General features: G+C 57.6%; 9 protein-coding genes. 8 read left to right on the forward strand and 1 reads right to left on the reverse strand.

What is annotated here, in order from left to right; translation table 11 throughout:
• Nucleotides 1-17: 17 nt before the first annotated feature.
• Together speB and P0119_02875 are read left to right on the forward strand one after the other, a co-directional pair.
• On the forward strand, nucleotides 18-947 hold the full coding sequence (speB, locus tag P0119_02870) for an agmatinase (GenBank protein ID MDF0664997.1): 930 nt from the start codon (nucleotides 18-20) through the stop codon (nucleotides 945-947).
• Between the two features lie 39 nt (nucleotides 948-986).
• Nucleotides 987-1,700, forward strand: a complete 714-nt coding sequence (locus P0119_02875) for a pseudouridine synthase (protein ID MDF0664998.1) — start codon at nucleotides 987-989, stop codon at nucleotides 1,698-1,700.
• 29 nt (nucleotides 1,701-1,729) lie between these two features.
• Here the strand turns inward: P0119_02875 and nhaR are convergent, their stop codons facing one another.
• A complete protein-coding gene (gene nhaR, locus P0119_02880) occupies nucleotides 1,730-2,629 on the reverse strand; it encodes a transcriptional activator NhaR (protein MDF0664999.1) in 900 nt (299 codons plus the stop codon).
• Nucleotides 2,630-2,794: 165 nt separating this feature from the next.
• Here nhaR and P0119_02885 point away from each other — a divergent pair, with 165 nt between their 5' ends.
• The 6 genes from P0119_02885 to purE all read left to right on the forward strand — a co-directional run bounded on the left by P0119_02885 (nucleotide 2,795) and on the right by purE (nucleotide 11,749).
• Complete coding sequence (locus tag P0119_02885) at nucleotides 2,795-4,348, forward strand: TolC family protein (GenBank protein ID MDF0665000.1); 1,554 nt, start codon at nucleotides 2,795-2,797, stop codon at nucleotides 4,346-4,348.
• Nucleotides 4,237-5,919 carry a TolC family protein gene (locus P0119_02890; protein MDF0665001.1) on the forward strand — a complete coding sequence of 561 codons (1,683 nt, stop codon included), beginning with the start codon at nucleotides 4,237-4,239 and terminating at the stop codon, nucleotides 5,917-5,919. The genes P0119_02885 and P0119_02890 overlap by 112 nt, the downstream gene beginning before the upstream one ends.
• Nucleotides 5,891-7,537, forward strand: coding sequence for a TolC family protein (locus tag P0119_02895; protein MDF0665002.1), 1,647 nt, complete (start codon nucleotides 5,891-5,893; stop codon nucleotides 7,535-7,537). Before P0119_02890 ends, P0119_02895 begins: the two co-directional genes overlap by 29 nt.
• A 137-nt stretch (nucleotides 7,538-7,674) precedes the next feature.
• Nucleotides 7,675-9,351 carry an ATP-binding cassette domain-containing protein gene (locus tag P0119_02900; GenBank protein MDF0665003.1) on the forward strand — a complete coding sequence of 559 codons (1,677 nt, stop codon included), beginning with the start codon at nucleotides 7,675-7,677 and terminating at the stop codon, nucleotides 9,349-9,351.
• 44 nt (nucleotides 9,352-9,395) lie between these two features.
• On the forward strand, nucleotides 9,396-10,841 hold the full coding sequence (locus P0119_02905; protein MDF0665004.1) for an ABC transporter permease: 1,446 nt from the start codon (nucleotides 9,396-9,398) through the stop codon (nucleotides 10,839-10,841).
• Between the two features lie 356 nt (nucleotides 10,842-11,197).
• Complete coding sequence (gene purE, locus P0119_02910; GenBank protein ID MDF0665005.1) at nucleotides 11,198-11,749, forward strand: 5-(carboxyamino)imidazole ribonucleotide mutase; 552 nt, start codon at nucleotides 11,198-11,200, stop codon at nucleotides 11,747-11,749.
• Nucleotides 11,750-11,756 lie beyond the last annotated feature (7 nt).

The following is an 11,756-nucleotide window of genomic DNA, read 5'->3' on the forward strand; positions in this document are numbered from 1 at the left end:
CCGAGGGAAGTACGCCCATGACGCTTCCCGTCGGTTGGGAAGGACCGAATCACAATTTTTTGGGGATCGACGAACCCTGGTGCGACCCGGACCAGGCGGGTGTCTATGTGCTGCCGGTTCCCTACGAACACACTTCCAGCTATATCCGTGGGTCGGACCGTGGCCCCTCAGCCATCCTTGAAGCTTCCGCCCAGGTTGAATTCTACGACGAGCAGCTCAGGTGTGAACCGTTTCGAGAATGGGGCGGAATCGCGACGGCTTCGCCGTTGGATCTCAAGGGAAATGTTGATCGCGCGGCAGTCGACGCGATCGAAACCTTCGTCTCACCGCACGTAGGAGCCGGACGGTTTGTGATTACGCTGACGGGCGAACACACTGGTGCCTTGGGAGCGATTCGAGCCCATGCGAAACGATACCGGCGGATGACCGTTGTGCAGATCGATGCTCACGGAGATCTCCGAGATGCCTATCAAGGGAATCCGTTCAGCCATGCCAGCGTCATGGCGCGGGTGGTGGAGGACGGCTTACCCTTGGTACAGGTGGGTATTCGGTCGATCAGCCAGGAAGAGGTGGCTCGCATCGAAGCCACGGCCAGCATCAAGACGTTTTTTGCCGCCGCCATTCTCGATCCAGCCGGCCCGTACGAAGGCAAAGCCTCGAACTGGATCCCTGATGTGGTTGCAGCCTGTCGAACGCCCGTGTACCTGACATTCGACTGCGATGGGCTGGATGCGTCGATCGTTCCCGCCTTGGGCACTCCCGAGCCAGGTGGGCTCGGCTGGTATGATACCCTCAATCTCATCACTGCCCTGGCCAACGGACCCGGTATCGTCGGCATGGATGTCAGCGAGATCACTCCCATCGAAGGATTCGTGGCGCCGCAGTTTTCCATCGCGCGGTTGATCTATCGTATACTGGGTCGCATCAAGGCCGGCCGTCGCGTCTAGTAACGGTCGGTAATAGAGGTCCATCGCTCCCGTCCTCACGTGGCGCAACCCATTCGCATCAATAAGTTCTTTACAGAGCATGGGATCTGTTCCCGGCGCGAGGCAGACCGCCTCATTGAGTCGGGTACCATCACGATCAACGGCCGGCCGGCAAAACTCGGCGACCAGGTATCGTCCGATGACGTCATTGTCTGCGATGGTCGCGTGATGCCTTGGGGCAGAGCGAATCTCTATATCAAGTATCATAAGCCGGTCGGCGTCACGACCACGAGCGAATCGCATATTCCTCGGAATATCATTGCTGAGATCGGACATCCGCAGCGGATTTTCCCCATCGGACGGCTGGACAAGGATTCGTCCGGTCTGATCTTGCTGACGAATGATGGCGACATCGTGAATGAGATTCTCCGCGCCGAATTCGGCCACGAACGAGAGTACCTGGTGCAGGTCGATCATCCGTTCGACCAATCCTTTTTGCATCAGCTGTCGCGGGGCGTGGTGATCCTTGGAAGCCCAACGAAGCCCTGTCGGGCGATGCGAGTCGAGCCCGATCAGTTTCGCATTACCCTGACGGAGGGACGGAACCGGCAGATCAGACGTATGTGTCAGGCGCTTGGCTATCGAGTGACCAAGCTGCATCGGACGAGGATCATGCACATTACCGCCGAAGGGCTGTGCGTCGGCGAATGGAAAGAACTCACGAGTCAGGAGCGAGAACGACTGCTGCGGGCCGTGGGACGGGCTCGCTCGTGATGGATCTCATCGTGAAATCGGGACTTGCGTCAGCCAAGCAATTCTTGCCGGGCCGTCCGGACGAGAGCAAGGACGGCCGGGTGCTTCAGCCGTCGTTCCACAGTGATTGCGTAGAAATGTTGTTTGACAACTTCCAGCTCTCCGACCACCTGCACCCGATATTGGCGGCAGATCTCCTTCTCGATCACCGATCCGCCAGGGAAGATCCCATATCCATCCTGGCCGAATGCCTTTAAGGTCGCACTGTCGTCGAACTCTCCGACGATGTTCGGATGCAGCCTCTGGTCGATCAGCCATTCATCGAGCAGTCGACGGAGCGCGGCATTGGAAGTCGGGAGGAGCATGGGTGCTCCGCTTAACGACTGTGGAAACCCCCGACGATATTGTGCCGCCAGCTTGGCCGTCGCAAACAGCATCACACCCGATTCACCGAGGGGATGACTGTAGGTGAGCTCCTTGATGCTTGATGGGGCCGGAGTGTCGGCAATCACCAGATCCAATCGATGGGCTGTCAGATCGGTCAAGAGTTGGTGAAGTTTGTCTTCCTGACAGATCAAGCGAGTCGGTCGAGACAGTTTCAGCGCCGACTTGAGCAGTCGGGTCGCCAGCGGTTTTGGGACAGCGTCCGCGATGCCGACAACCAGACGGGCAGGATGTCCATTCGCCTGCCCCTTGACCGATTTCATCAGCTCTTGACCGGTCGCGAAGATGTCCTCCGCGTATTTGAACACGAGCTGCCCCATCTCCGTCAGGGCCAGGCGGCGACCTGTTCGGATGAACAGCTTCTCGCCCAATGTATTTTCCAAGAGGTGGATCTGTCCGCTGATCGTGGGCTGGGCCAAGCGAAGTTCCTCGCAGGCTTTCGTCATGGTGCCGTGCTTGGCGACGGACCAGAAATACAAGAGATGATGATAGTTCAGCCAATCCATATGGTCCTAGGCCTCAGATTAGGGGACACACCAGTCGAGGAATCATACATCGGATTAGCCGATAACTCCAATCCGTTTTATCTATTTTGAAAAATAAGCAGGAGATTGCTACTGTGGGCGCCGTCCGCCGCTCGATGTGACCCGCTGTGAAAGGAGCATCCTTTTATGATCGCTCTGGTGTTGGCCATTGTGACTCTCCTGCCAATGACCGCACTGGCGGAACCGGTGATCGACTCGCGTGCGATGCAGGCTCTGTCGACCCGCACCGCTCCCCTGACCATCGATGAAGTGCTGGCTCGCATCGAGTTGACGCATCCGTTGCTTCGGGCGATGGGAGCCGAGCGAGCAAAGGCCCGGGCGAAGATCCTGAAGGCGCTCGGGGCCTGGGAACCGACGTTCAAGAACAGAATGCAGATGCAACGTTATCAAACGTGGAATCTCACGACGGCTCCCGACATACAGGACGGAGAAACGGCGGGATTTATCGACACCATTCTCGAGGTCGGGCATCCCTGGGGCTTCACGGTCAGTAGCGGACTCCGCAGCGGCGTCGGGAATCGCCGCAATGACAACGTCATTTCTTTTCCCCCTGAGATGCTGGCCTTCTACCATAATCAGCACTTCTACTTCGCCGGGTCGTTCCATCTGCTGCGAGGCCTCATGGTCAATGAAGAGAACGCCCAGTTTCAACAGGCCGAGCTCGCGGGGCCGCAAGCGGAGATCAAGGTGGGGCAGAAGCGACAAGATCTCTACCTGGCCGGGGCCGTGCAGTACTGGGATTGGCAGGTCGCCGTCAAGCAGGCAGAGGTCGTGAAGCGCGCCTTGGCCGTTGCCGAAGAGCGCGTGGTCCAGGTCGAAGGGTTGGCCAAGGGCGGAAAGCTCGCGCCGCTCGATGTGATCGAGGTGGACCAAGAGGTTCAGCGTCGACGAGAGGCAGCCATCGCTGCCCAGCGGAAGGTGGAGTATGAGCAGTATAAACTGTCCCTCTTTCTCTGGGAGAACGGCGAGCCGGTGACGCCGCGACCGGAATGGGCGCCGGAATTCCAGGGCGAAACGCCGCTCCCAACCAAGGACCAGGTCGCGACCTATAAAGTCGAGGCGAAAGAAGATCGGCCGGAAGTGCGGGAGCTCTACATCGACGCCAAGCTGAACAATATCGACCTCAAGCTCGCCAAGAACAAACTGCTCCCGTCGTTGGATCTCGAAGGGGGACCGACCCCTGGCGCCGCGGACTGGATTGTGGGAATCGGGTATCGGGCTGGCCTCCATGCTGAGATGCCGCTGTTCCAGCGGGAAGGGCGTGGGAAGGTCATGGCCGCGGAGGTGCAACAGCAACAACTGGCGTTGAAACAGCGTTATGCAGAACAACAAGTCAGCTTGGACGTGGATAACTGGCTCTCGGCCCAAGTGCGGGCCAGAGACCGGGTGACGGCGGCGACGGAGGCCCTGCGGTTGGCCAAGACGCTGGAGGAGGGCGAACGGACTCGCTTCAATATGGGCTTGACCACCGTCCTCTTTGTGAACCTCCGTGAGCGCAACGTGGTGGAATTGGCGTACCAGCTGTACCGAGCCCAGGCAGACTATACGGTGTCCAAGGGAGGAATGCTGTGGGCGAGAGGGCTATTGTCGAAGCCCTGGCCGACCGAGTCCCTGGCGAAGTATGGAAATCCGCTGACGGCAGCTGGTATGAACGGCTTCAAACAGCCTGGCCGCGATTAATCCGGCACAACAAGGAGCATCCTTCGATGGTCCCTCTATTACTCGTGATGCTGATCTTGCTTCCCGTGACGACAGGGGCGGAGCCGGTGCTCGATTCAAGTGCGTTGAAAGCGCAGTCCGCCCGCACCGCTCCCCTGACCATCAGTGAAGTGCTGGCTCGTATTGAGTTGACGCATCCGCTGCTTCGGGCGACCGGGGTTGAACGGATGCAGGCCAGGGCGAAGATCTTGAAGGCGCTCGGGGCCTGGGAACCGACGTTCAAAAACACGACAGAGGCCGCTCGTTATCAGAGTTGGAATTTCCTGAGCACCCTGAATGAGAATACAGGAGGATTTAACGACAGCAAGCTCGAGGTCGGGCACCCCTGGGGCTTCCGGGTCGTCGGCGGAATCCGCAACGGCTTTGGGGATCTCAACACGATGGCCGTCCATGCGGTCATCCCTGATGCCCTGATGTTCTATCCTCAGCAGCAAGCGATCTTCGGTGGGTCGTTCCATCTGCTGCGAGGCCTCATGGTCAACGAGGAGAACGCCGAGTTTCAAAAGGCCGAACTCGCCGGGCCGAAGGCGGAGATCGCGGTGGCGCAGGCAAGGCAAGACCTCTATCTCGCCGGCGCCGTCCAATATTGGGATTGGCAAGTGGCGGTGAAACAGGCAGAAGTGCAGAAGCGGGTATTGGCCGTTGCGGAAGAACGCCTCATTCAGGTGCAAGGGCTGGCCAAAGGTGGGCAGGCGGCGCCGCTCGATGTGATCGAGGTGAACAAAGAGGTTCAGGTTCGAAGAGAGGCAGCCATCGCCGCCCAGCGGAAGGTGGAGTATGAGCAGTATAAACTGTCCCTCTTTCTCTGGGAGAACGGCGAGCCGGTGACGCCGCGACCGGAATGGGCGCCGGAATTCCAGGGCGAAACGCCGCTCCCGACCAAGGACGAGGTCGCGGCCTATAAAGTCGAGGCGAAAGAAGATCGGCCGGAAGTGCGGGACCTCTACATCGACGCCAAGCTGAACAATATCGACCTCAAGCTCGCCAAGAACTACCTGCTCCCAAAGTTTGATGTCGAGGGGGGACGAATGCTGGCGGCCGCGGACTGGGTTGTGGGAATCGGGTATGGGATCGAATCGCGGTTAGCGATGCCGCTGTTCCAGCGGGAAGGGCGTGGGAAGGTCCTGTACGCGGAAGCGGACCAGCAACAGTTGGTGTTGAAACAGGTGTATACCGAGCAACAAGTCAGCATCGACGTGGACAACTGGCTCTCGGCCCAAGTGCGGGCCAGAGACCGAGTGAAGGCGGCGACCGAAGCGCTGCGGTTGGCTAAGACGCTGGAGGAGGGCGAACGGACCCGCTTCAATATGGGCGCGACCACCGTGCTCTTCGTCAATGTGCGCGAGCGAAATGTCGTGAATACAGCCTACCAACTCTACCGGGCCCAGGCCGACTACGCCGTGGCGCGTGGAGGGATGCTCTGGGCGAGGGGACTATTGTCGAAGCCCTGGCCTGAAAGCGAGTTGGCCAAGTACGGGAACCCGCTGACGGCGGCGGGGATGCATGGGTACAAACAACCGGGACGTGAATAATCCAGCAACAAAGGAGCATCCTTCCGTGATCCTTCTCTTGCTGTTCTCGTTGATGATTGTGCCGGCGACCGCAGTGGCGGAACCCCACGCGGTGAGCTCACCAAGCGCTGAGTCTGTGCGGACCGCCTCCCTGACCATTGAAGAGGTGTTTGCCCGGATTGAGTTGAACCATCCTCTGCTCCGCGCAACCGGACTGGAGCGGGCGCAGGCTCGGGCGAGACTCGTGAAAGCGTTGGGTGCATGGGAGCCGAAGGTTCGGAACGAGCTCGAGTACGACCGCTATCAAACGTATAATTTGACGAACGTGGCTGGTGCGCCGAATGTATTGAGTGCCGGCTATAACGATACCTTTCTCAAAGTCGCGCACCCTTGGGGCTGGGAGCTCTACGGCGGTCTCCGTAACGGCTTTGGGGATAGATCGACGATCGGTGGCTTCAACGGCATCCCACCACAACATGTGCCAGGCAGCCCCGGGGTGGCGATCCCTCAAGACATGCAAGGTTTCACGACGATGCAAGTGCTCATGATCGGCGGAGCGATTAATCTCATGCGGGGATTCATGGTCAACGAAGCGTACGCGGAGTTCCAGCAGGCGGAGCTCGCCGGGCCGCAAGCCGAGGTGAAGGTGGCCCAGAAACGGCAAGATCTCTATCTCGCCTCTGCCGTGCAATACTGGGATTGGCAGGTGGCTGTCAGACAGGCCGAGATGGTGAAGCGTGCGCTGGCCGTCGCGGAAGAACGCTATGGCATGGTGGAGGGGAAATCCAAAGCCGGGGCGGTCGCTCCGATCGACGTGGTCGAAGCCCGAGAGGAAGTTCAGCGGCGTCGAGAGGCTGCCATTGCCGCGCAACGGAAGGTCGAGTATGAACAATATAAGCTTGCGCTGTTTCTCTGGGAAAACGACGGACCGGTGACGCCGAGATCCGAATGGGCCCCGGAATTTCAGGGGGAAACGCCCTTGCCGAGTGAAGAGGATGTGGCGGCCTTCAAGGTGGCAGCAGCGGAGGATCGTCCGGAAGTGCGCGATCTTTACATTGAAGCCAAATTGAACAATATCGAACTGAAACTGGCGAAGAATAGTCTGCTCCCAAAGCTCACGATTGAGGGGGGGCCGGTGACGGGCGCTATCTATTGGATTGGAGGGTTCTCCTACCGGATGGGTGCTCTCCTCAGTATGCCGTTGTTCAATCGGGGTGCCAGAGGGAGGGTTCGTCACGCAGAAGCTGAACAGGAACGGTTGATCTGGAAACAAGCTTACACCGAGCGTCAGGTTCAGATCGAAGTCGATAACTGGCTTTCTGCAATCGTGCGAGCCCGGGATCGGGTGAAAGCCTCGACCGAATCACTCCGATTGGCCAAGACATTGGAAGAGGGTGAACGAGCCCGATTCAATATGGGAGCGACGAGTGTGCTGTTCGTCAACCTGCGCGAGCGCGCCGTCGTCCAAGCGGCCTATGAGCTCTACCGCGCTCAGGCGGATTACGCCGTGGCTCGTGGAGGAATGCTGTGGGCCAGAGGGGCACTGTCAAGACCGTTGGCCGACGACGTGCTGGCTAAATACGGCAACCCCTTGTCTTCGTCCGGATCTGCTGGCCGCAAAATGCCGGGACGCGATTAGGTAGAGGCAGGGTGGTAATAGGGGATAGTTCATTCGATGGGCTTGGCAGCAGCTTTTCAAACGTGATTAAGTGCATCCGTGGTTAAATTCGGCAAGGGGCGCATGATCCACATTCTGACCTATTACTGGGGGTGCTCATGAAAGAACCTCAGGGCGAAAGTTATCAAGGCCTGTTCGAGGCGCTGATGAAGCAGCTGTCCGTGGCGATACGGGCTGAGAAAAAAATCATGAGTCTGATTTTTTCTTATGCCCTAGCCGTTGGGTTCTTTTCTCTTATCATCCCGTTGACCGTGCAGGAGTTGGTCAGCACCTTTTCCTACGCCGTTCAGCCGGTCATGATCTGGACCCTGACCGGCATTATGCTCTCAGTGCTGTTGTTTGTCGGCCTGTTCAAGACCTTTCATTTCTACGCGGTGGACGTCTTGCAACGCCGGCTCTTTGCAAGGGTCGCGGTCGCGATGGTTGAGCAGCTTCCTCGGAATCGATTTAAAGGGGCGCGGCAGGAGCTGTCGAACTACTTTATCGAAACGGTCTTTATGCAACGGGCCTTGTCCACCATGCTCATCGACCTGATGAACGTCGTGGTGGGTGGCTCGGTCGGCATGGTCGTGCTGATCGTCTACCATCCCTATTTTCTCGTGTACAACCTTCTGCTCATGGCCGGGTTCGGGATCACGTTTTTCGTGCTCTCTCGTGGTGCACTGAAGACGACGCTCGCCATGTCTCATGCGAAGTACGATGTCTTCAATTGGATCCAAGATGTTTCGCGGAATGCCTTGCAGCTGAAGGCCACCGACAGCCGCCCATTTCTCATCCAGAAAACGAATGACCTTGTCACCCAGTATGTCGAAACTCGAAAAGCCCGATTTGTTGTTCTCGTGCGGCAATATATTGGTTCGGTGACGGGCCAAGCAGTTGCACAATCTGGTGCGCTCGCCCTCTCAGCCTGGCTCATGGCATCGGGGCAGTTGACGCTAGGACAATTGGTGGCTGTTCAGGCGGTCGTCGGCGCACTCATTCTCAATTTCGATTCCCTCATCAAGAACATGGGCTATGTGTACTATTTCTTTACGTCGCTGAAACACCTCGATGAGGTCTTTAGCCAAGAGCAAGATTACGTCGCACCCGAATCCGCAGTGGCACTGCCCAAGCATTTGACGCAAGGGGTCCGCATCACCTGCAAAAGCGTGAGTTTGATTCACGGGGGAGTGTCCGTATTCGATGGATTCAACCTGGAAGTAGCACCAGGCGAAAAGCTCGGTATCTATGCGCGAACCACGGGAGCCAAAACTGCTTTGGCCAGAGTGTTGGGCGGCCTTGAAAATCCGACCAATGGTGTCGTTCAGTACAATGGCGTTGATCTTCGGTACATCGAACCTAATGCCATCAATCAGACCCGCAGTGTCATGATCGACTCTCAGTTGTCGCTGATCAAGGGAACGATAGAAGAAAATATCGTCATGGGACGATCCTATGTCACCTATGATGACCTCAACTGGGCCCTCCGGTTCACCGAACTTGAGGAAGATGTCGAGGGCTTGCCACGTGGCGTGAAGTCCGAGATCTCCTCGCTGGGAGAATCCCTTTCTCCGACCCACATTGTGCAGATTCTCCTGGCCAGGGCGATTCTAGGGCATCCGCAAGTTCTCATATTTGACGGCTTGATTCACTCGCTTGAGCCATCGTTGCGCGAGCGTGTGCTGCGTCGGCTCTGCTCGAAAGATGAAGCATGGTCTGTGATCTTTGTGTCGACGGATCCCAATCTTACGGATCATGCCGATCGTCGCATTATGCTGCATCATGCCCATGCGTAAACGGGTGGAATGGTACAACAACACCGGTAATGAATGGAGGCTTCATGGCTAGCCTAGGTGGCGGTGTCGAAGGCAGCGGGGAACGTGCGTTGGTCAAGCGAGGGGTGGGTTTGGAAGCGATCACCATCGAACAAGGCCCCACATTGGCCAAGTTGCCATGCTGGGAAGCGGTACAGATTCCAGGAGGAATGTTCACGGCATCTCGTGCAATTCTGACAATCCTCCTGCTTTTTTTGATCGTCCTTGAGTTCGTCCCATGGACACAGACCATCTCTGCGACTGGGAGAGTTTCTGCTTATACTCCCTACGACCGACCGCAGAAGATCGAGTCCCGGATTACGGGCCGTGTCAAGGCGTGGCATATTTTTGAAGGCGTGAAGGTGAAGAAAGGCGAGCTCATCGGCGAACTCGAGGACTATGACCCGACCTTTATGGCCCCTGAGATCCTTCCTCTCTTCGAACAGCGTAAGGTAGCCCAGGAACAAACGCGCCAAGCGGCCTTGGCGAGGGCGGATCAGCTCAACAAGAGAATTGCAGAGATGAAGAAGCTGGTGCAGGCCGCCGTCCCCTCGGCCGAGGCCAGAGTGGTGGAAGCTGACAACAAAGTGCGAGAGGCGCAACAGAAGGTCGAACAGCTAAAGATCGACGTGGTCACAGCGCAACTCAATGTCGACCGGCATCGGCAACTCGTCAGGGACGGGCTGGTTTCACAACGAGAACTTGAGTTAACAATTCAGACGGAAATCAGCACAAAAGCAGGATTGCAAGCAGCACAGGCCGGTTTGTTGGCGGCTGAGCAGTCTCGGTCTGCCTTAAGCTTCGGACGTGATCAAGTCACGGCGGATGTGCATCAACGACTCATGGAGGCCATCGCACAGCGCGATAATGCGGTCGCGGAAGCTGCCAAAGCGACGGAGGCGTTGGCGGATATTCAGTACCGGCAACAGGGGGTCCAACAACGGATCGAGGCGGCCCGTCTCATCGCTCCGATGGACGGAACCGTGGTCAAAATGGCTAGGGTCGGTGTCAACGAGACTGTCAGACAGGGAGACAATTTGGTCACTATTTCTCCTCTCGCCAGCGATCCAGCCATCGAAATGGTAGCCGAAGGGTTGGATTCTCCGCTTTTGAAACCTGGACGGAAGGTTCGAATCTTGTTTTTTGGGGTGCCGGCCATCCCATTGCCTGCCTGGCCTTCATTGATGGCGGGCACTCGTGGGGGGGTCATCAAGGTGGTTGACCAGATCGACGATGGAAAGGGAAATTATCGGTTCTGGGTCGTTCCTGACCCGGATGATCCTCAACCATGGCCTGAGCAGACTCAGGTGAGGCAGGGCACAAAAGTATTGGGTTGGGTGATAATGCATCGCGTCCCTCTGTGGTACGAACTGTGGCGGCGCTTTAACTTCTTCCCGCCGGACTATCTTGAGCGGTCTCCGAGTGTCTTTGAGATGTTTGCGCCCAAGCTGGCGGCTCCGGGCGGTAAATAGTCGATCGTGCGGTACAATCGATACGGCACATAGTTCTCCTCCTGAAGATGGCTCAGGCGATGTCCTGAGCCATCTTCGCGTATAGAATAGCTGTAACCGCTTTATCCCCGTCAATTTTCCGCTGTGACTTCCAACTCGCAGCAATCGCAATCAGGCCTAAAGCGACGGTCTCATTGCAAGCCTGCGAATTGCTGCTGACGCGTTCCTCCTCCTGGTCAGGGCAGAGGGCGAGCCTTTGAGCGAGTAGAATCCACCGGGGGATTGCCACGATGTCAATCTCCTTGACCGGGTCAGACGGACTCGCTAAGGTGCCCCTGCGTAATCTATGGAGAGCGGAGATGATGGAGAGGTAGGCGATGACCAGAATACGGCGCGGGACAAACCGGTCACGGGAGAGGGCAAGCAGAGAAGTTGCGAGCCGTAGGCCCCTTGTGGGGATCCTGGGGGGCAGTAAATCAGATTTCCCCGTCCTGGAAAAATCCGGGGCAATTTTGGACGAACTCGATATTCCTTATGAACTACTCGTCGTTTCTGCTCACCGGACGCCGGACCGCCTCTTCGAGTACGCCACAAGTGCTCATGACCGAAGCATCGAAGTTATCATCGCGGGAGCTGGAGGAGCGGCTCACCTTCCCGGCATGGTGGCTTCGAAGACCCACCTCCCCGTGATCGGTGTGCCGATTCCCACCGAACACCTGCGTGGCCTCGATTCCTTATTGTCAATCGTCCAGATGCCAAGAGGCATTCCAGTTGCAACCGTGGCGATTGGGGGCGGCGAAAATGCAGGGCTGCTCGCTGGGCAAATTCTCTCAGGACGTCACCCGGAAATTGCTGAGCGCATCAAAAGGTATCGGATGGCACAAACGGAGACCGTTCTCAATTCTATCGAGGCCAAGGGCAGGAGATGAGTCAGCG

Origin of the sequence: Nitrospira sp. (genome assembly GCA_029194665.1) — a bacterium.
Lineage (GTDB): Bacteria > Nitrospirota > Nitrospiria > Nitrospirales > Nitrospiraceae > Nitrospira_D.